Source organism: Nocardia aegles (genome assembly GCF_052545135.1).
In genome coordinates, this window is the sequence record NZ_JBQWRI010000001.1 from 584,894 (window position 1) to 605,447 (window position 20,554).

Consider the following 20,554-nt stretch of genomic DNA (forward strand, 5'->3'; position numbering starts at 1 on the left):
CCGCTATGGAAACCGTGGGAGTGGTCTCGACGACCGTCGTCGCCGTGCTGGTGGCGGCGGGAGTGTATCTCGGCGTGCGGTCGATCCCGGATCTCCGGCGATACCTGAAGATCCGGCACATGTAGCGGGACACCGGAAAGGAGCATCATGGGTGAGCATCGCGAAGAGCCACAATCGGCACGTGGCGCGCCGGGTTCGCGCGACGCGGGCACGGGCGTCGCGGCCGGAGGCCCGGCGGACCGGGAACCGGGGCACATCGATCACGAGGAGATGACCTCCGCGCATCCGGACGACACCGAGAAGGGCACCGAGTTCTCCTCGCAAGCCCCTTCCGGCACCGAAGCGGCAGCGCCTCCCTACGACGATCGCAAGGACACCGCCAACGCCCCTGCGGAGACGGCGACCGGACAGGTCGACGACGCACGCGTGGGTGGCGCGACAACGCCCACCGAGAAAGAGGGGTGACTCGACGGCCGCGGTGCTGATCGCCGGGATCGGCAACATCTTCCTCGGCGACGACGGATTCGGACCGGAGGTGGTACGCCGGCTGCCGCGCCACCCCGATCCGGGCGTGCGCGCGGTCGACTACGGCATCCGCGGCATGCATCTCGCCTACGACCTGCTCGACCCCTGGGCGGCGCTGGTGCTGATCGATGCGCTGCCCGACCGCGGCGCGCCCGGCCGGATCGAGGTGTTCGGCGCCGCGCCGGAGGACACCGGCACCGCGCGGCTCGACGCCCACGCGATGAGCCCGGACGCCGTCTTCGCCGGGGTACGCGCGCTGGGCGGCGCGCTACCGCCCACGGTGGTGATCGGCTGTCAGGTCGCCTGCGTGGAGGAGGGCATCGGCCTGTCCGCGCCGGTGGCCGCGGCGGTGCCGGACGCGGTCGCCGCCGTCGGCGAGGTGCTCGCCGCGTTCCTGCCCGCCGGGGCATCCGATGGCTCCCCACTTCCGCGGGCCACAGCGCGACAGGAGGACTGACGATGTGCCTGGGCATCCCGGGACGGGTGCTGGCGATCCCCGACGGCTACCACGACCAGATCGCGCTGGTCGACGTGTCCGGCGAGCAGCGGAAGGTGAACATCGGCCTGCTGGAAGACGATCCGGCCCGGCCGGGTGACTGGGTGATCATCCACATGGGCTTCGCGGTGGAGAAGACCGACGCGGCGGGAGCCGAGGCGGCGCTGCTCGGGCTGCGTCTGCTGCAACGGGGGGACCGGTCATGAGCACGCTGCGGCTGCGGCGGCGTCTGTTGGTGCGCGGCGTGGTCCAAGGCGTCGGGTTCCGGCCGTTCGTCTACACCACCGCCGCCGAACTGGCGCTGTCCGGCAGCGTGAGCAACGACAGCAACGGCGTGATCATCGAGATCGAAGGAGCGCCGAGCGATCTGGACGAGTTCGCCCGGCGGTTGCGCCTGCGGCCGCCGCCGCTGGCGGTGATCGAGTCCGTCGAGCAGGCCGACATCCCGGCGCGCGGCGGCACCGGATTCCATATCGCGGGCACCACGCGGGAGGGCGGCGGTCGCACGCTCGCCTCACCCGATGTCGCGATCTGCGCCGATTGCGAACGCGAGCTGCGTGATCCGCGCGATCGCCGCTATCGCCATCCGTTCGTCAACTGCACCAACTGCGGTCCGCGTTTCACCATCATCGCGAGCCTGCCCTATGACCGCGAGCGCACGTCGATGGCCGACTTCGCCATGTGCGACCGGTGTGCGCGGGAATACGCCGATCCCGCCGACCGGCGCTTCCACGCGCAGCCGATCGCCTGCCCCGACTGCGGCCCCACCCTCGCCTATACGGGGCCGGGCGCCGGTGCGCCGCTGACGGCCGCGCGGCGGCTGCTGCGCGCCGGCGGCATCCTGGCGGTCAAAGGCATCGGCGGATACCACCTCGCCTGCGACGCCACGAACGAGGCGGCCGTCGCGCAGCTGCGCCGCCGCAAACGTCGCGGCGACAAACCGTTCGCCGTCATGGTGCCGGACCTGGCCACGGCACGGGCCATCGTCGCCGTCGACGACCCGGCCGCGACGCTGCTGACCAGCCCGGCTCGCCCCATCGTGCTGCTCGCTCGCCGCCGCGCGCCCGAGGAAGCCCCGGCGCGCGATCCGGCGTACGGCTCGGCGACCGTGTGCCGCGACCCGGTGCCCGCGCCCTCGGTGGCGCCCGGTAACCCGGATCTGGGGGTCATGCTCGCCTATACCCCGCTGCACCTGCTGCTGTTCGGTCTGCCCGGCGACCCGCCGGGCCCGCAGGTGCTCGTGATGACCTCGGGCAATCTCGGCGGCGAGCCGATCTGCTACCAGGACGACGACGCGCGCACCCGCCTCGCCGGGCTCGCCGACGGCTGGCTGTCGCACAACCGGCGCATCCTGGTGCCCTGCGACGACTCGGTGATGCGCTCGCTCGACGGCCGCGAGCTACCCGTCCGGCGCTCGCGCGGGTACGCGCCGCTGCCCCTGCTGCTGCCGGTGCCGCTGCCGCCGACGCTCGCGGTCGGCGCCGACCTGAAGAACACCTGTGCGATGGCCGACGGCCGCTACGCCTGGCTGAGCCAGCACATCGGTGACATGGACGACCTGGCGACGCTGCGCTCCTTCGACGCCGCGCAGCGCCACCTCGCAGAACTCACCGGGGTCCGCCCGGCGCAGCTGGTCGCCGACGCGCATCCCGGCTACCGTTCCACCGCCTGGGCGCACCGGCACGCGGGCGAGCGAGCGGTCTATACCGTCCAGCACCATCACGCGCACATCGCCGCCGTCATGGGCGAGCACGGGCTCGGCGCCACCGAGCAGGTGATCGGCATCGCCTTCGACGGCACCGGGTACGGGCCGGACGCGGCGGTGTGGGGCGGCGAGGTCCTGCTGGCGGGCTACAAGGGCTACCGGCGTCTGGCGCACCTGAAGTACGTGCCGCTCGCGGGCGGCGATATCGCCGTGCGCAGGCCCTACCGCATGGCGCTGGCTCATCTGCGCGCGGCCGGGATCGACTGGTGCGAGGACATTCCCGCGGTCGCGGCGTGTCCGCCCGCCGAGCGTTCGGTGCTGGCCCACCAGTTCCGGACCGGGCTGGGCTGTGCGCCCACATCGAGCATGGGCCGGTTGTTCGACGCGGTGTCCTCGCTGTGCGGCGTGCGGCACGTCGTCGACTACGAGGCCCAGGCGGCGATCGAGCTGGAAGGACTCTCGCGTGCGGGGACCGAAGGCGACACCGCCTACCGATTCCCGCTCACCGACGACGATCCGGCCGGGATCGATCCGGCACCGGTGATCGCGGATGTGGTCGCCGACGTTCGCGCGGGCGCGCCCGCCCAGGTGGTGGGCGCGCGCTTCCACGCCGCCGTCGCCCGGTTGGTGCTCGACCTCGCGGCCCGGTACGCCGTGCCGGGCACGGTAGTCGCCCTGTCCGGCGGCGTCTTCCAGAACGCCCTGCTGCTCGCGCGATCGTGTGCGCTGCTGCGCGACAACGGGTTCACCGTGATCACCCACCACCGACTGCCGCCCAACGACGGCGGCCTCGCGTTCGGGCAACTCCTCGCGTGCAGCGAGGGATGAGCGAAGGAGAGCAACGATGTGTCTTGCGGTACCAGGCAAAGTGCTCAGCCTGCACGAGCGGGACGGCACGCTGATGTCGGTCGTCGACTTCGGCGGCGTGCACAAGGACGTGTGCCTGCAATACATCCCGGACGCGGCGGTCGGCGACTATGTCGTGGTCCACGTCGGCTTCGCGATCCAACGTCTGGACGAGGAGTCCGCGCTGCGGACCCTGGCCGAGTTCGAGCACCTCGGCGTACTGAACGAGGAATTCGGCGACGGTTTCGCCATCGCCGCGAAGCAGGCGGGCCTGGACAATCCCGCCGCCGAGCCGTCACGCGAGGAACCGGAGGCTCAGTCATGAAATATCTGGACGAATTCAGCAATCCCGAACTGGCCCAGCGCCTGCTCGGCCGGATCCGCGCCGAGACCAGCCGCCGCTGGGCGATCATGGAAGTCTGTGGCGGACAGACCCACTCGATCATCCGCCACGGCATCGACCAGCTGCTGCCCGATCAGATCGAGATGATCCACGGCCCCGGCTGCCCGGTCTGCGTCACCCCGCTGGAGGTGATCGACAAGGCGCTGGAGATCGCCGCGCGACCGGGCGTGATCTTCTGTTCCTTCGGCGACATGCTGCGGGTGCCCGGCAGCTCCAAGGACCTGTTCCGGGTGAAGAGCGAGGGCGGCGACGTCCGGGTGGTGTACTCGCCGCTGGACGCGCTGAACCTGGCCAAGGAGAATCCGGACCGCGAAGTCGTGTTCTTCGGCATCGGATTCGAGACCACCGCTCCGGCCAACGCCATGACGGTGTACCAGGCGAAGCGGCTGGGCATCAGGAACTTCTCGCTGCTGGTGTCGCACGTGCTGGTGCCGCCCGCCATCGCCGCGATCATGGAGTCGCCGACCTGCCGGGTGCAGGGGTTCCTCGCCGCCGGGCACGTCTGCACCGTGATGGGCACCGACGAGTACCCGCCGCTGGCCGAGCGGTACCGGGTGCCGATGGTGGTCACCGGCTTCGAGCCGCTGGACATCCTGGAGGGCATCCGCCGCACCGTGCTGCAACTGGAGTCGGGCAGGCACGAACTGGAGAACGCGTATCCGCGCGCGGTGGCCGCGGCGGGCAATCCCGCGGCGAAAGCCATGCTGCACGACGTTTTCGAGGTCACCGACCGGGGCTGGCGCGGCATCGGCGTGATCCCGCGCAGCGGCTGGCGGCTCTCGGAACGCTATCGGGAGTTCGACGCCGAACGCCGCTTCGCCGTGGGCGACCTGCACACCGCCGAGTCGACCATCTGCCGCTCCGGCGAGGTGCTGCAAGGACTGATCAAACCGCACGAGTGCGCCGCTTTCGGCAAGCAGTGCACGCCGCGTAACCCGTTGGGCGCCACCATGGTGTCCTCCGAAGGCGCGTGCGCCGCCTACTACCTGTACCGGCGCCTGGACCTGCCCGCGGAGGTGGCTCATGCCTGAGGAAGGCGCCGCCCCCGTGACCATCGACATGGAGGGCTGGGTCTGCCCGATGCCGCTGCGGGATTCGCCGAACATCGTGATGGGCCACGGCGGCGGTGGCGCGATGTCCGGCGAGCTGATCGAGCATCTGTTCCTGCCCGCGTTCGGCTCGGCCGCGAACACGGACCTGACCGATTCCGCGGTGGTCACGCTCGACGGCGCGCGACTGGCCTTCTCCACCGACTCGTTCGTGGTGAAGCCGCTGGTGTTCCCGGGCGGCACGATCGGTGAACTCGCGGTCAACGGTACGGTGAACGACCTGGCGATGTCCGGTGCGCGCCCGATGGTGCTGTCCACCGCGTTCATCCTGGAGGAGGGCACCGCGCTGGCCGATATCGCGCGCATCGCACAGGCGGTCGGCACCGCCGCGCTGGCGGCGGAAGTCCGACTGGTCACCGGGGACACCAAGGTGGTCGACGCCGGGCACGGTGACGGGATCTACCTCAACACCGCGGGCATCGGGGTGGTGGCACCCGGGGTGGACATCCGGCCGCAACGCGCGACGCCGGGTGACGTCGTGCTGGTCAGCGGCGAGATCGGCGTGCACGGTGTCGCGGTGCTCAGCTGTCGTGAGGGACTGGAGTTCGGCACCACCGTGCTCAGCGACACCGCGCCGCTGCACGGTCTGGTCGCGGCGATGCTGGCCACCGGCGCCGACGTGCACGTGCTGCGCGACCCGACCCGCGGCGGCGTCGCGGCCTCGCTCAACGAGATCGCCCGCGCCGCGAAAGTCGGCGTCGCCCTGGACGAGCGGCAGCTTCCGGTGCCCGACGGCGTGCGCGATGCGTGCGGGCTACTCGGGCTGGACCCGTTGTACGTGGCCAATGAGGGCAAGCTCCTGGCGTTCGTCGCGCCCGAGGACGCCGATCGCGTGCTCGCGGCGATGCGGGAGCACCCGCTGGGCGCGCAGGCCGCCGTCATCGGCCGATGCGTCGCCGAACATCCCGGCATGGTGGTCGCCCGCACGGCACTCGGCGGTACCCGGGTAGTGGATCTGCCCGCGGGCGAACAACTGCCGCGGATCTGCTGACGGGGGACCGGAATCGGTCCCGAGCCAGAAGGCGAGGTGTGGATCATCGTTCGGATCGCCGACACGCCTGCGGCGTCGCGTACCCCGCTGGACAGGCGGCAGCGGCGCGACGTCGTGGGGATGGCCGCGATCGTCGTCGCCCTGCACGTCCTCGGGTGGTCGGCGCTGCTGCTGCTCGTGGTCCCCGGTGGATACCTGGTGGACGGCGCGGTGTTCGGCGTCGGCCTCGGCGTCACCGCCTACACATTGGGGATGCGGCACGCGTTCGACGCCGACCACATCGCCGCGATCGACAACACCACCCGCAAGCTGGTCGCGGACGGCCGCAAGCCGCTGTCGGTCGGATTCTGGTTCTCACTCGGGCACTCCACCATCGTTTTCGTCCTCGTCGCGCTGCTGGCGTTCGGCGTCAAGGCGCTCGCGGGCAATCTGCGCGACGACAACTCCGGGTTGCAGCGATGGACCGGCCTCTTCGGCACCGGGATCTCCGGCATTTTCCTGCTCGCCATCGGGGCGGTGAACCTGGTTTCGTTGATCGGGATCTGGCGGGTGTTCCGTTCGATGCGTCGCGGGAGCTACGACGAGGCCACAATGCGGCAGCGGTTGCACGACCGCGGCGCCCTGCTGCGGGTGATCGGGCCGCTGACCCGGGCAGTGCGCGCGCCGTGGCAGATGTACCCCGTCGGGTTGCTGTTCGGTCTCGGCTTCGACACCGTCACCGAGGTGAGCCTGCTGGTGATCGCGGGCGGCGCGGCGGCGACCGACCTGCCGTGGTACGCGATCCTGGTGCTGCCGGTGCTGTTCTCGGCGGGCATGACGCTGTTCGACGCGCTGGACGGCGCGTTCATGAACTACGCCTACGGATGGGCGTTCGCCGGGCCGCTGCGCACCGTCTACTACAACATCGTCGTCACCGGTCTGTCGGTGGCCGTGGCGCTGCTGATCGGCGCACAGGAGATGATCTCCTTGCTGGCCGACGAATTCGGCATCGCCGACGGACCACTCGCGTGGGTCGGCGGGCTCGATCTGGGCGTCATGGGGTTCGTGATCGTGGGGATGTTCCTGCTCACCTGGGCGGTCGCCGTCGGGGTGTGGCGACTCGGCCGGATCGAGCAGCGATGGTCCCCCGGCCGCGTCGGCGGAGGACCGTGCTGATGGCGGGCAGCGGAGCGGAGATGTTCGCCCGGTACGCCTACGCCCCGAACCGGCTCGGCTACTGCGGGCCGCCCGACGCCACGGCCCTGCGCGACGGCTCGGAGGAGCAGGTGCGGGCGGTGGCGCGCCGGTTCACCGGAGCATGGCCGTACCTGCGCGTGATGGCGCGCATGACGGGTATCGCGGACCCACTGGACCGCAGGCTCGTCGAAGCCTACTGGCTGGGCGGCGGCGTCGGCGCGGATCTGGATGCCCGCGAGTTCACCGCCGAACTACTGGATATGCTCGGACCGGCCGCGGGCGGTTACTGGACGCACCTGACACCGCGGCTGGCCGAGGAGGCGGCCGCCAACCACTGCTTCCACGTCTTCGGTGTGTACCCGTGGTCGAGGCTGCTGCGGCACGGCGACGAACATCCCCTGCGCGTCCTCGACAACTGCCGGATCAGCTGGGGAAGGGTGCTCGACCGCGTCGGCGGTGAGATCGTGTTGCGCTGCCGCGGGCTGAGTTGGGACGGGGAACGTCTCGCGCTGTCGGCGGAAACGACGCGTTCGCTGCCGATCCGGGTGGACGGGTACGCGGCGCTGCCGGACGTCGCGGTAGGGGAGCGGGTCGCGGTGCACTGGGGACGGCTGTGCGGGCGCCTGGACGATGCCCAGGCGAGTGCTCTGGAAGCGGGCACGGTGCGGCAGCTGGAGCTCACCAACCGGCGACTGGCCGCACGACAGAGCCCGGCGCGATAGTGACGAGCTGTCGGCGGCGTCGCCGACGGTGCCCACCGAACATCGAAGCCCGCGACCGTACCGCCCACGGCGCAGAAATGCCCGGTGCTTTTTCGGAAAGAGCGTGCATCGCGGCGAACTCGACGGTTCGCAAATGCGCCGGTCCCGCGGGCGTGGTTCAGGTCACGTCGGTGCGCGTATCCTGTATATAGCTGTCGAGCCCGATCTCGAGGAGCGACACGTGTATTTCACCGGTAGTTGTCCGGGCTGAAGTCCAGAAACGGTGTGTCGGCGCGTTCCCCCGCCATCGTGCCCGACGGGCTGATCCGTATTTCGGAAATCACCCGAAGGGAGGTGAACTACCGTGATGGGTCAGATGATGGGGATGCTGCGCGAACTGTGGAACAACATGTTCCCGGGGATGCCGATGCCGATGCTTCCGATGATGTCGTAGCCGCTCCAACGTCAGAAAAAGCGCAGTTTTGTAACCGGCCGAGAATACGGCGTCAGGGCGATTGCGGTTTTCCCGAACCAGGTGTGCAATTTCCGTGCGGTGGTACGTCCGCTTTGTGACCCACCGTAATCGATGCGATATTCCCGCACACGAGAGAGTGATATTCGCCGGCCGTTGGCGCGGACCGAGTGACGTGACTCGGCGGACTGTCGCCGAGCCCCGGCTCGGTGGTCGGTCGGCGGATGCGAAGGCGATCGACCTCGGTGGAGGTGCGCCATGACCGGGGATACCCAACAGGCGAAGCGGCCGGTGAGCGCCATGCTGGCCGGCCCGTATGGGCACCCTTTCCATCCGATCCTGGTCACCGTCCCGATCGGCGCCTGGGTCGCCAGTCTGGTGTTCGACCTCGCGTCCCGAGTGGTCGACGATCCGGAGTTCTTGGTCAAGGGGTCGTCGTGGTTGATCGCGATCGGCGTGCTCGGCGCCTTGGCCGCCGCGACCATCGGGTTCCTCGATCTGCTCGCGATCCCGACCGGTACGCCCGCCTTCCGCACCGGCTTGCTGCACATGACCCTCAATCTGCTGGTGACCGTCACCTATGCGGTCGGTTTCGGGTGGCGGCGGGGCGCCGACACCGCACGCGCGGTCCAGGTCGGTCCGCTGGCACTGTCGGTGACGGCCCTGGCGGCATTGGCTGTCTCCGGATATCTCGGGGGCAAGCTCGCTTATCGGTACGGCGTACGTGTCGCCGACGAGACTACTCAGGCAGGCGGCTTCACACACTGAATCCCTTCCCACCGTCAGGAGGCACACCATGGGCATCGCCGCACTGATCTTCTGGCTGCTCACCGCGGGCGGCGGTTTCTTCCTGCTCGGCACCTGGATCGCCAAGGGGGGCACGCGGCAGCCGAATTCCACTCAGCTGCCGGCCCCAGTACTGTTCGGTCACTTCCTGCTCGCGGTGGCCGGACTGATCGTCTGGATCGTGTACCTGGTCGTCGACAGCACCGCGCTGGCGTGGATCGCGTTCGTACTGCTGATCCCGGTCGCGCTCCTCGGGTTCACGATGTTGCTGCGCTGGATCCCCACCTACCGGGCGCGTTCCACCGGAGCGGCCGAACCCCCCGAAGGGCACTTTCCCGTTGCCGTCGTCGCCGGTCACGGCGTATTCGCCGTGACGACCGTCGTACTGGTATTTCTGACCGCCCTCGGCGTCGGGAGCTGACCCTTCGGCGCAGACGACCGCCACCCTTGATCCTCGCGGCTGCCCGTGGCCAATCCGGCGCTCATCTCGCGCAGGCGGCGGCCGACGCGGGTTGCGCACCGTCACAGGCCGGTGCGGTGAGGTCGTAGACCGCGACGTTGCCGATGTGCACCGCCGTGTAGTGCGCCGACACCCAATCGGCGATGTCCTTGTGCCCGGCCGGTCGCCACCACCCGTTGTCCGGGGCGTCGGTCCGACCGGTCCCGGCGGGTTGATCGCGCACCCGCCACGAATCGGGCAGCCGCACCTCCTGCGCGAGGTAGTACGTCACCTGATGGGTGCGCACCATGGTCTGGAAGTCGGTGAGGGAAGGCACCGGATCGTCGGAGGTGAAGCCGCCGATGGCGACCACCGAGGTGTGGCTGGCGAGTTCCAGCGACGCCGCGACCGAGGAGCGGTCCACGGCGGCCGACCAGGGTGTGGAGGTGTCGCGCAACAGCGCGGCGACTTGTGGCTCGACCTCCCCGGCTATGAACGCGGTCACCTCGCGGCGCGGGTCGTTCGCCGGCAGCGTCGCCGCGGCCCGCGCCGGGCCCACCGTAGGACTGCCGCCCGTGTGCGCCTGCGGCAGCGTGGCCGCCGCATATGCCGTCGATCCGCCGATTCCGGCGAGCACGCCCACGGCGACGAGCACCGATACCGCGCTGGCTCGCACTCGTCGAGCCCCGGCCGGGAACGCGGCGGCGACCAGCCCGAGCGCCACCGCCAGCGCGATCACCACGAGCGTCCAGCGCAGCGGCGGCAGCCACCCGGGATTGCGGTTCAGCAGGACGAACGCCCACAGCCCCGAGGTGAGCACCAGCGCGGCGGCGCCGATGCGGCCGAACGCCTCGGATCGGCGCCGCCACATCTCGGCCACCCCGACGGCGAACATTCCGGCCACGGCGGGACCGATCGCCAGTGTGTAGTAGGCGTGCATGCCGCCGCGCATCACGGTGAACGCGACGCCGTCGACGATCAGCCACAGCCCGAATACCAGTGCGGCGGCACGGATCGGATCCGCACGCGGCGCACGGAGGCGGGAGGCGAGCACCAGTGCGAAGGCGAGCAAAGCGGCCGGAAGCAGCCAGGAGATCTCGAAACCGATCTCACCGGTGAACAGGCGAGCCGGACCCGGCCCGCTGAATCCGGCGAACCCACCGCCACCGCGCCCCGTAGCCGGGGGCATCTCGTATCCGGCCGGCAGCGCGAACCCGTTGCCGCCGCGATGATTGTGTCCCAGGAAGCGGGCGAACCCGTTGTAGCCCAGCACCAGATCCATGAACGTGTTGTCCGTCGAGCCGGCCAGATACGGCCGCGCCGTGGCGGGCCACAGCATCGTCAGCAGCACATACCAGCCCGACGAGACGACCAGGGCCGCCGCGGCGGCCGCCAAGTGCACCAAGCGGTTTCGCACCGAGGTCGGCGCGACGATCAGATAGGTGAGCGCCAAGGCGGGCAACACCATGAGGCCTTCGAGCATCTTCGCCAGGAACGCGAACCCGAGCGCGACGCCCGCGAGCATCAGCCAGCGCACGCTCGCCCGCCGCGCCGACCGGAGCGTGCAGTACGCACCCGCGGTCATCAGCAGCACCATCACGGCGTCCGGATTGTTGAACCGGAACATCAACGCCACCACCGGTGTCGCGGCCAGCACGGCACCGGCGAGCAGACCGGCGGCCCGGCTGGTGGTGGCTCCGGCGACCATCGCGTACAGCAGTGCTACGGCGGCGACGGCCATCAGCGCTTGCGGTACCAGCATGCTGGCGCTGCCGAATCCGAACAGCTGACCCGACACCCCCATCACCCACTGCGACACCGGCGGTTTGTCCACCGTGATGAAGTTGCCCGGGTCCAGGGACCCGAACAGCACCGCTTTCCAGTTGCGGGCACCCGACCAGGCGGCCGCGGCGTAGAAGCCGTTGCCCATCCCGTTGACCGTGATGTGCCAGAGATACGCGGCCGCGGTCCCGAGCAACAGCACCGCCAGCCCCACGCGCTCCCATAGGCGTGCGGGCGGCAATTCGCCCGGCTCGGGAGGAGTGGCAATCGGATTCGCATCGGGCACGACGGCCTCGGCGGGGATCGTTGTCACCGCAGGAGTCTCGCAAGCGTCCCGGTGGATCTCCTGCGTGCCGGCTGGCAATCAGCTGTGAGTGCGGCGTCCACCGGCCGACAGGCGCCCCGTCGGCGGTGGATCGTTCCGCCGGGCCGTCAGATCTTGCGGATCACCGTGACGACCTTGCCCAGAATCTGGGCGTCGTTGCCGGGGATCGGCTCGAAGACCGGGTTGTGCGGCATCAGCCAGACGTCCTTGCCGGTGCGCTTGAAGGTCTTCACCGTGGCCTCCCCGTCGAGCATCGCCGCGACGATATCGCCGTTCTCGGCGACGTTCTGCTGCCGCACGACCACCCAGTCGCCGTCGCAGATCGCCGCGTCGATCATGGACTGGCCGACGACCTTCAGCAGGAACAGCGAACCATCGCCGACCAACTCGCGCGGCAGCGGGAAGACGTCCTCCACGGCCTGCTCGGCGAGGATCGGGCCACCGGCGGCGATGCGGCCGAGCACCGGGACGAAGGTGGGGACGGGGCGTTCGACCTCGACGGTGAGCTCACCGTCGTCCACCGCGGCGACCGGCAGGCTGGTCACCGACCGCACCACTTCGTCCAGGCCCCGGACGTCGACGGCTCGCGGCCGATTCGGGTCGCGGCGCAGGTAGCCCTTGCGCTCGAGGGCGCGCAGCTGGTGGGCGACCGACGACGTGGACGTGAGGCCGACGGCGTCACCGATCTCCCGGATGCTCGGCGGGTAGCCGCGCTCGCTCACCGAGGTGCGGATCACCTCGAGCACTCTGCGCTGACGCACGGTGAGATCCGCCCCGGTGCCCGCCGTGTCGGCGCCGCTGTCGGTCTCGTCGCCCGTGTCGTCCGTCTGCCTCACCGCAACCGCCCTTTCCTGCTGTGCCAGGTCCTACTGTGCCAGGCCGTTTCCGCGCCCGGCGTGGGTCTTCCCGGCCTGTCATGTCTTCGGTCCTTCGAATCTAGTCCGGTCGTGCCGCTGGATCAAACATCTGTTCGACGCATGTCGGGGGTTCGTGCTGACTTTGTCGCCGCGGCGTGGTAGAAATCGAACACCAGTTCTTCGAACACATGAGCGAATAGACTCGGAACATATGTTCGAACGCTCGAACGGCGACGCTCGAACGGCGACGCTCGAACGGCAGCGGAGCACCCACTACGGAGGTTTGTCCGATGAGCACTGCGATCAGCCATGTCACCCGTTCCCTCGGCGCGGCGGAGGCCGAAGGCGAGCACCGCGCCGCTGATCCCGTTTCGGCGCAGGATGATCTCGGGTACGAGAGTGCTCGGCGGCTGCTGTACGGCGGCGCGCGCTTGCAGGCGCTGACGCAGGCGCATCGATCCGCGATCGCCCGCCGCCCGCCCGGTGCCCGTCCCGGCGCGGGCATGGTCGCCTACGGCCGCGGCGCACGGACTTTCGCGTGGCGGCGTCCCCGCGGCGAACATCGGATGCGCCGGGTCGAGCAGGCGCAGATCGGGTTCGCCGCCCTGGCCGTCGCCGCATTGCTCACCGCTTCGGCCGTGGTGGGGCTGATCGCATTGGCGCATGTGCGGGCGGGTGAGTGGGGCGGTGCGCACGGTCGGTCGGTACCGGCGGTGGTGGATGGCTCGAGCGCGCCGGGGAGCGGCAATTCACGCTGAGGGCAAGGGAAGATCGATCGCCCGTGCGGGCCTGGCCGCCCGGTTGCCGGACTTGCTCGCGGACCCGGCCGCGCACGGGCAGATCTCCGGATGACCGAGCCCCGCCCGGTAGCCGGGGTGAGTGCGACAAACCGGAAACTCGGACGGGTATCCTCGAAGTGTTATGCAGGCATTCCGCGTGTCGCACGCGGAATGCCTGGTGCCGGGGTATAGACCTCTGTACACGGGCTCGCCGGACCGATCGCCGCGCGATCGGCGCCCGGTCCGGACGCGAGCACGCGCATCGACGAAGGATTTCTCGGATGCATTGCCCGTACTGCCGACACCCCGACTCCCGGGTGGTGGACTCGCGCGAGGCCGACGAAGGAGCGGCCATCCGCCGTCGTCGCGCCTGCCCGCAATGTGGGCGGCGGTTCACCACGGTGGAGACGGCCATCCTGTCGGTGGTCAAGCGTAGCGGCGTCACCGAGCCGTTCAGCCGCGAGAAGGTGATCCGGGGTGTGCGCCGGGCCTGCCAAGGACGTGAGGTCGACGACGACGCGCTGAACCTGCTCGCCCAGCAGGTGGAAGACGCGGTGCGGGCGAAGGGATCTCCCGAGGTGCCCAGTCACGAGGTGGGCTTGGCCATCCTCGGCCCGCTGCGCGATCTGGACGAGGTGGCCTACCTGCGCTTCGCCTCCGTCTACCGGTCGTTCACCTCGGCCGAGGACTTCGAACGCGAGATCCGGGATATGCGCCGGGCCCGCGCGGAAGCGTTGTCGGCCGCCGACTGACTCAGCGCCGGACGGCGGCGATCGCCTTCTCGATTCGCTTGGCCGACACCGGAAACGGGGTGCCCAGCTTCTGCGCGAACAGGCTGACGCGGAATTCCTCGATCACCCACCAGATCTCGGTGACCGCGGGCGCATTCCTGCGGTTCTCCGGTAGCGACGCGATCAAGCGGTCGTACGCGGCCAGTACCCGATCGAGTTCGGCCATGCCCTGCCGATCGCGAACGGCGGAGCCGGGCAGCGCATCCAACCGCGCCACCGCGGCCTGGAGATAGCGGGGCAGCTCACGCAGCCTGGTTGTGCCCGTCTCGGACACGAAACCGCGGAATACCAGGTTCTCCAGCTGATGGCGGACGTCCTCGGCGATGTCGCGCTCGCTCGTTCGCTCCAGCGCCGCGGAGACCTGGTGTGCACCGGCGAGAATCGGCACGACCAAGCGCACGAAGCGAGCCACGGTGGCGGCGAAGTCGGGCCGGATCCGGGCGACGAGCGCGTCGAACTCCGCCGGGTCGTGTACCGGTCCGCCCGCGGCCGCGAGCAGTTCGTCGGCGGCTGCCGCGCGGCAGTCCTCGAGCAGCGCCTCCAGCGAGCCGTACGGATTCTGGCTCAGGGCAAGGCGGTCGGCTGGTGACAGGCCCGCGGTCGCGGAGCGGACGGAGGTGGGCAGTGCGTGCAGCAGCAGTGCTCTGGTGCCCAGGCGCATAGCGGCGGCCTGCTCGGCGGGGGAGCTGAGCACCCGAACCGCCACGCCGTCCCCTTCGGCGACGAGCGCGGGATAGCCGGTGACGGTCTGTCCCGCGACCTCCCGCCGCACTGTCGACTCGATGATGCCGAGCGATTCCGAAGTCCACACCGTGGACGGTGGGCGTTCCGCGCCTGCGGTAGCTCGCGCGACCGAGGCCGAGACCTGTTCGGCCAGCTGCGTTTTCAGCGCGGTGAGGCTCTTGCCGCGTGACAGCGTGGCGCCGTCGTCTCCGATGGCCGCGAAGGTCATGCGCAGGTGGTCGGGCAGTGCGGAGAGGTCGAAGTCGGTGGGTGCGATCGACACCGAGCCCAGCCGGGACAGCTCGCGCGCCAGTCCGGCGCGCAGCGGCTCCGCACGCGGGGTGAGTGCCGCCAAGGCGGCTGCCGCGAAATCCGGGGCGGGAACGACGCTGCGTCGCAAGGCTTTCGGCAATGTCTTGATCAACGCGGCAGCCAGCTCGTCGCGCATGCCGGGCACCAGCCAATCGAAACCGACGGCGCGGACGTGGGCGAGCTGTTCCACCGGGATCCGCACGGTGACGCCGTCGTCCTCGTTGCCCGGTTCGAACTGGTAGGACAGCGGGAAACTGAGTTCGCCCTGACGCCAGGAGTCGGGGAAGGCCGCCGGGTCCAGCGCGGCCACGCCCTCGTTGACTACGGTGGAGGTGGAGAAGTCCAGCTGAGCCGGGTCCTCTCGGCGTGCGGTGCGCCACCAGTTGTCGAAGTGCCGCACCGAGACGATGTCGGCGGGCAGGCGCTTGTCGTAGAACTCGAACAGCACCTCGTCGTCGACCAGGATGTCGCGGCGGCGAGCGCGGTGCTCCAGGTCGGCGACATCGTCGAGCAGCGCGCGATTGCGGTGGAAGAACTCGTGCCGGGTCTGCCACTCGCCCTGCACCAGGGCATGGCGGATGAACAACTCGCGGGACAGTTCGGGGTCGATGCGGCCGTAGTCGACGGGCCTGCCGGTTACCAGTGGGATCCCGTACAACGTCACCCGTTCGTAGGCGCGCGCCGAGCCCCGCTTGGTCGACCAGTGCGGTTCGGAGTAGGTGCGTTTGACGAGGTCGCCCGCGAGCCGCTCGGCCCATTCGGGCTCGATCCTCGCGGCCATCCGGCCCCACAGCCGTGAGGTCTCGACCAGTTCGGCGGCCATCACCCAGCGGGGCGGCTTCTTCGCCAGCGACGAACCGGGGAAGATCATGAACTTGGCATTGCGGGCGCCGAGGAATTCCCGGGTCTCCGCCTCGCGGACGCCGATGTGCGAGAGCATGCCCGCCAGCAGCGCCTGATGGATGGCCGTGGCATCCCAGGGCAGTCCGTCGCCATCCACGACGGCCGCGGCGGCCGAGCTGCCACGCTCGGAGCCGGCGCGTCCGTCACCTCCGCGACGTCGGCGGGATCTGTTGCCGGACCTGCGATCCGGCGCCGCCGCTTCGGACCGGCCCGGTTCCGCGCCGTCCGCCGAGCCCTCGGCCCGCGTGGACCAGCCCAGGCCCCTGGTGATCGTGCGCAGTTGGCCGTGCAGGTCCTGCCACTCGCGAATTCGCAGGTAGTGCAGGAACTCCTCTCGGCACAGGCGCCGGAACTGATTGGACGACAACGACTTGCGCTGTCCACCGAGGTACTCCCACAGACGCAGGTAGGCCAGGAAATCGGAGCCGTCCACGGTGAAGCGGGCGTGCTTGGTGTCGGCGGCCTGCTGCTGTTCGGCGGGCCGCTCGCGGACGTCCTGGATCGACAGCGCCGCGACGATGACCAGCACGTCGTCCAGGCAGCCGGTGCGCTGCGCCTCCACCAGCATCCGCGCCATCCGGGGATCGACCGGCAACTGGGCCATCTCCCGGCCGATCGGCGTCAACGACAGTGCGGCGTCGTCGCCACTCGCCCGGGCTGCGCCGTCCCGGCGCGCGAGTGCGCCGAGCTCCTCGAGCAGGGCGACTCCGTCGCGGATCGCGCGGCGGTCCGGCGCCTCCACGAACGGGAAGTTCTCGATGTCGCCGAGTCCGAGCGCGGTCATCTGCAGGATGACCGCGGCCAGGTTGGTGCGCAGGATCTCCGGATCGGTGAACGCGGGCCTGGATTCGAAGTCGTCCTCCGAGTACAGCCGGATGCAGATGCCGTCGGCGACGCGACCGCACCGCCCGGAGCGCTGCCGCGCCGATGCCTGGGACACCGGCTCGATCGGCAACCGCTGCACCTTGGTCCGCATGGAATAGCGCGAAATCCGCGCGGTGCCCGGGTCGACGACGTACCGGATGCCGGGCACCGTGAGCGAGGTCTCCGCGACGTTCGTCGCGAGCACCACCCGGCGCCCGGTGTGCGGGGCGAACACACGGTGCTGCTCCGCGATGGACAGCCGGGCGTACAGCGGGAGGATCTCGGTGCGCGGCAGCTTCAGATCCCGTAGCGCGTCCGCGGTGTCGCGGATCTCGCGCTCGCCGGACAGGAACACCAGCACGTCGCCGTCGCCCGCGGCGAACAGTTCGGTCACCGCGTCGCCGATGGCGTCCACCGGGTCCCGGTCGACGATGCGCGTCTCGTCCTCGTCGTCCTCGTCGTCCTCGTCGTCCTCGGCGGCGCTCGGTAGCTCCAGCGCGAGCGGCCGGTAGCGGATCTCCACCGGGTACGAGCGCCCGGAGACCTCCACGATCGGTGCGGGCGTGCCCTGTTCGTCCGCGAAATGCCGGGCGAACAGTTCGGGATCGATGGTCGCCGAGGTGATGATCACCTTGAGATCGGGCCTGCGGGGCAGCAGTTGCTTCAGGTAGCCGAGCAGGAAGTCGATGTTGAGACTACGTTCGTGCGCCTCGTCGATGATGATCGTGTCGTAGCGGCGCAGCAGCCGGTCGCGCTGGATCTCGGCGAGCAGGATGCCGTCGGTCATCAGCTTGATCAAGGTGTGCTCGGAGGCGTGGTCGGTGAACCGCACCGTGTAGCCGACCACGTCGCCGAGTTCGGTGCCCAGCTCTTCGGCGATACGTTCGGCCACGGTGCGGGCCGCCAGCCTGCGGGGCTGGGTGTGCCCGATGGTGCCGCGGATGCCGCGGCCGAGTTCGAGGCAGATCTTCGGGATCTGGGTGGTCTTGCCGGATCCGGTCTCGCCGGCGACGATGACCACCTGGTGCTCGGCGATGGCCGCGGCGATGTCCTCGCGGCGGGCGGTGACGGGCAGCTGCTCCGGGTAGCGGATCTCCGGCACCGCCGCGCGCCGCGCCTCGACGCGCAGTTCGGCCGACGTGATCTCGGCCTCCAGCGCGCCCAGATCGCCGCCGCGCGCTTTGTCGAGCCTGCGCCGCAACCGGTGTTCGTCGCGAAGGGAGAGATTCGCCAGGCGGGTGCGAAGGTCGCGGAGATCGGTGGCGGCTGTCCTGGTCATTGCATCGACCAGCGTAGCGAAATCCGCCGGCGCATTTTTCCGGCGGGCGGTGCGGCCGGTAGCGGAGGGGAAGCCGGCGGTGTGCGTCAGCGCGGGGCCGCCCCGCGATATGCGCGGGTCAGCGCCGCCGCGCCGGTGCCGGGCGCCCGATCCACGCGGCGGTGCGGGTTCGGAGGTATGGACCGCGGCCGGGGAACCGGCAAAGGTGGAGACATGAACGCGCTATGGCATGGCTTCTCCGACATGGGTGCCGTCGAGCGGGACGGAGCGTTCGTGGTCGCCCGCGGGGACGGCGCCTACGTCTTCGACCGGGAGGGCACTCGCTACCTGGACGCGACCGCGGGCCTGTGGTTCGCCAACGTGGGCCACGGGCGCGGCGAGATCGCCGACGCGGTCGCTGCCCAGCTGCGCACGATCGCGCACTACTCCAATTTCGGTGACATCACCGAGCCCGTCACCCAGGAGCTCGCCGAGCGGCTCGCCGGGCTCGCGCCGGTGCAAGGCAGCAAGATCTTCTTCACCTCGGGCGGCTCCGACTCCGTCGACACCGCGACCAAACTGGCCCGCCGCTACTGGCACGAACTCGGGCAGCCCGGCAAGACGCTCATGGTCGGGCGGCGGAGGGCGTATCACGGCATGCATGTGGGCGGCACGGCGCTGGGTGGCCTTCCAGGGAACCGCGAGGGCTACGGCGAGCTGATGCCCGCGACACGGACCGTGGAGTGGGACGACGCGAAAGCCCTACTCGCCTTGATCGAGGAGGTCGGCGCCGAACGGATCGCCGCGTTCTTCTGCGAGCCCGTCATCGGCGCGGGCGGTGTGTATCCGCCACCGGCGGGTTACCTCGCCGAGGTGCGCCGGATCTGCCGCGACCACGACATCCTGTTCGTCGCCGACGAAGTGGTCACCGGTTTCGGCCGTATCGGCGGAGCCTGGTTCGCCTCGTCCCGACTCGCGCTCGAACCCGACCTGATGACCACCGCGAAGGGACTGACCTCCGGCTATCTCCCGATGGGCGCGGTCTTCGCCGCTCCGCGCGTGGCGGAGCCGTTCTTCGCGGGCGGTGTCTGGTGGCGGCACGGCTACACCTACGGCGGCCACGCGGGCGCGGCGGCCGCCGCGTTGGCGAATCTCGACATCGTCGAGCGGGAAGACCTGCTCGCCGCCGCTCTGCGCCTGGAATCCACCCTGCACGATCAGCTGTCGGTGCTCGCCGAACATCCCAGAGTCGCCGAGGTGCGCAGCGGATTCGGCGCCGTCGCGGCCGTTCAGCTCGCCGATCCCGCCGAAGGGCCGGGATTGGTCAAGACGTTGCGCGCGCACGGCATCTCCAGTCGCGCCGCGGGCCACGGGGCAATGCAGATCTCTCCGGCCTTCGTCATGACCGACGACCAGGTCACCGAACTCGTCGACGGATTCACCCGCGCGTTGAACGACGCTTGACGCGCCGGGCGGGTGATCAAACGGCGTGTACCAGACCGTCGTTGAAAACAACACCCCGACCGCTCCGGGATGCGAGCATGGAACGGCGACGACCGTGGTCGCCGTCCCGAGAGGTGGTGGGTGTGGCGCAGTTCGCGCAGGAGTATGCCGTATTGCGGTGGATGGTGGTGGCGGCGTTCGTGACCGCCGCGGGGATCGTGCTGTCGCGGGTGGTGGCGACGTCGTCATCGGCCGGGTCTGTCCCGGATACGGGTCCACTATCGGATGTCTCGGCCGGGCACACCGAGTCCGATGCCGCGCACCTGGTGATGTGTCTGGTCATGCTCGGCATGCTGCTGTTTCCCGCGGGCGCGAGCCCGCACGCGGTGCGCGGCGTGTTGACGGCGATGGCCGTCGTGTTCGCCGGACTGCTGACGATCCGTGCCGCTGAGCACGCCGCCCAGGGACGGCCGTTGCCGATCGGTCGGCTGGTGCCGCTCGGCTACCACATCGTCGCCGCCGCGGCGATGCTCTACGCGATGTCCGGTCACACGGCTACCGGCCATGTGGGCGGTCCGGCCGTCGGACCCGCGCTCGGTCTCGCTGTCCTGTTCCTGCTCGATGCCGTGCTGGTGACCGTCACCGCCGGTACCGGCTGGACGCAGGTGCCGGTACCGGGGCCGCTGGGGCTGCTGGTGCGCTCCGGCGGCTGCGTCGCCGCCCGCACCGGTCCCGCGAAACCGTGGGCTGCGGTGCCGCACCTGGTGATGGACGCGGGCACCGCCTACATGCTCGTGGCCGTGATCATTCGTTGACCGTGACCAATCCGGTTTCCTCCGCATACCGAACCCCTGTGCATGCAGGCACG

19 protein-coding genes are annotated in these 20,554 nt (G+C 70.1%); 16 read left to right on the forward strand and 3 right to left on the reverse strand.

Annotated features, from left to right (window positions below; genetic code table 11):
* Positions 1–5 precede the first annotated feature (5 nt).
* The 12 genes from ACT89H_RS02855 (at position 6) to ACT89H_RS02910 (ending at position 9,631) form a co-directional block, all read left to right on the forward strand.
* Positions 6–125: a DUF6893 family small protein gene (locus ACT89H_RS02855; RefSeq protein ID WP_085994907.1), complete on the forward strand. Its 120-nt coding sequence runs from the start codon at positions 6–8 to the stop codon at positions 123–125.
* A gap of 22 nt (positions 126–147) precedes the next feature.
* Positions 148–465, forward strand: a complete 318-nt coding sequence (locus ACT89H_RS02860) for a hypothetical protein (protein WP_445106876.1) — start codon at positions 148–150, stop codon at positions 463–465.
* Positions 466–478: 13 nt separating this feature from the next.
* Complete coding sequence (locus ACT89H_RS02865; RefSeq protein WP_445106877.1) at positions 479–982, forward strand: hydrogenase maturation protease; 504 nt, start codon at positions 479–481, stop codon at positions 980–982.
* A gap of 2 nt (positions 983–984) precedes the next feature.
* On the forward strand, positions 985–1,227 hold the full coding sequence (locus ACT89H_RS02870) for a HypC/HybG/HupF family hydrogenase formation chaperone (protein WP_445106878.1): 243 nt from the start codon (positions 985–987) through the stop codon (positions 1,225–1,227).
* A complete protein-coding gene (gene hypF / locus ACT89H_RS02875; RefSeq protein ID WP_445106879.1) occupies positions 1,224–3,554 on the forward strand; it encodes a carbamoyltransferase HypF in 2,331 nt (776 codons plus the stop codon). The genes ACT89H_RS02870 and hypF overlap by 4 nt, the downstream gene beginning before the upstream one ends.
* 16 nt (positions 3,555–3,570) lie before the next feature.
* Positions 3,571–3,897, forward strand: coding sequence for a HypC/HybG/HupF family hydrogenase formation chaperone (locus ACT89H_RS02880; RefSeq protein WP_445106880.1), 327 nt, complete (start codon positions 3,571–3,573; stop codon positions 3,895–3,897).
* A complete protein-coding gene (gene hypD / locus ACT89H_RS02885) occupies positions 3,894–5,006 on the forward strand; it encodes a hydrogenase formation protein HypD (RefSeq protein ID WP_445106881.1) in 1,113 nt (370 codons plus the stop codon). Before ACT89H_RS02880 ends, hypD begins: the two co-directional genes overlap by 4 nt.
* Positions 4,999–6,075, forward strand: a complete 1,077-nt coding sequence (gene hypE, locus ACT89H_RS02890) for a hydrogenase expression/formation protein HypE (RefSeq protein WP_445106882.1) — start codon at positions 4,999–5,001, stop codon at positions 6,073–6,075. The genes hypD and hypE overlap by 8 nt, the downstream gene beginning before the upstream one ends.
* Positions 6,076–6,162: 87 nt before the next feature.
* Positions 6,163–7,230, forward strand: coding sequence for a Nickel transporter NicT (gene nicT / locus ACT89H_RS02895; protein ID WP_445107344.1), 1,068 nt, complete (start codon positions 6,163–6,165; stop codon positions 7,228–7,230).
* The gene (locus ACT89H_RS02900) at positions 7,230–7,973 is read left to right on the forward strand and encodes a DUF6390 family protein (protein WP_445106883.1); all 744 of its coding nucleotides are present in this window, start codon (positions 7,230–7,232) and stop codon (positions 7,971–7,973) included. Before nicT ends, ACT89H_RS02900 begins: the two co-directional genes overlap by 1 nt.
* A gap of 709 nt (positions 7,974–8,682) precedes the next feature.
* Complete coding sequence (locus ACT89H_RS02905) at positions 8,683–9,192, forward strand: DUF2231 domain-containing protein (RefSeq protein WP_445106884.1); 510 nt, start codon at positions 8,683–8,685, stop codon at positions 9,190–9,192.
* Between the two features lie 28 nt (positions 9,193–9,220).
* Complete coding sequence (locus ACT89H_RS02910; RefSeq protein WP_445106885.1) at positions 9,221–9,631, forward strand: hypothetical protein; 411 nt, start codon at positions 9,221–9,223, stop codon at positions 9,629–9,631.
* A gap of 61 nt (positions 9,632–9,692) precedes the next feature.
* Here the strand turns inward: ACT89H_RS02910 and ACT89H_RS02915 are convergent, their stop codons facing one another.
* Complete coding sequence (locus ACT89H_RS02915) at positions 9,693–11,744, reverse strand: ArnT family glycosyltransferase (protein WP_445106886.1); 2,052 nt, start codon at positions 11,742–11,744, stop codon at positions 9,693–9,695.
* A 119-nt stretch (positions 11,745–11,863) separates the two neighbouring features.
* Positions 11,864–12,592, reverse strand: coding sequence for a transcriptional repressor LexA (gene lexA, locus ACT89H_RS02920; protein ID WP_445106887.1), 729 nt, complete (start codon positions 12,590–12,592; stop codon positions 11,864–11,866).
* Between the two features lie 311 nt (positions 12,593–12,903).
* Here lexA and ACT89H_RS02925 point away from each other — a divergent pair, with 311 nt between their 5' ends.
* A complete protein-coding gene (locus ACT89H_RS02925; RefSeq protein WP_445106888.1) occupies positions 12,904–13,371 on the forward strand; it encodes a hypothetical protein in 468 nt (155 codons plus the stop codon).
* A gap of 302 nt (positions 13,372–13,673) precedes the next feature.
* A complete protein-coding gene (gene nrdR, locus ACT89H_RS02930) occupies positions 13,674–14,144 on the forward strand; it encodes a transcriptional regulator NrdR (protein WP_039799225.1) in 471 nt (156 codons plus the stop codon).
* Position 14,145: 1 nt separating this feature from the next.
* Here the strand turns inward: nrdR and hrpA are convergent, their stop codons facing one another.
* Positions 14,146–18,264, reverse strand: coding sequence for an ATP-dependent RNA helicase HrpA (hrpA, locus tag ACT89H_RS02935; protein WP_445106889.1), 4,119 nt, complete (start codon positions 18,262–18,264; stop codon positions 14,146–14,148).
* 213 nt (positions 18,265–18,477) lie between these two features.
* Between hrpA and ACT89H_RS02940 the strand changes: the two genes are divergently transcribed.
* Positions 18,478–19,707, forward strand: a complete 1,230-nt coding sequence (locus ACT89H_RS02940; protein WP_445106890.1) for an aminotransferase family protein — start codon at positions 18,478–18,480, stop codon at positions 19,705–19,707.
* A gap of 77 nt (positions 19,708–19,784) precedes the next feature.
* Positions 19,785–20,501: a DUF5134 domain-containing protein gene (locus ACT89H_RS02945; RefSeq protein WP_445106891.1), complete on the forward strand. Its 717-nt coding sequence runs from the start codon at positions 19,785–19,787 to the stop codon at positions 20,499–20,501.
* Positions 20,502–20,554 lie beyond the last annotated feature (53 nt).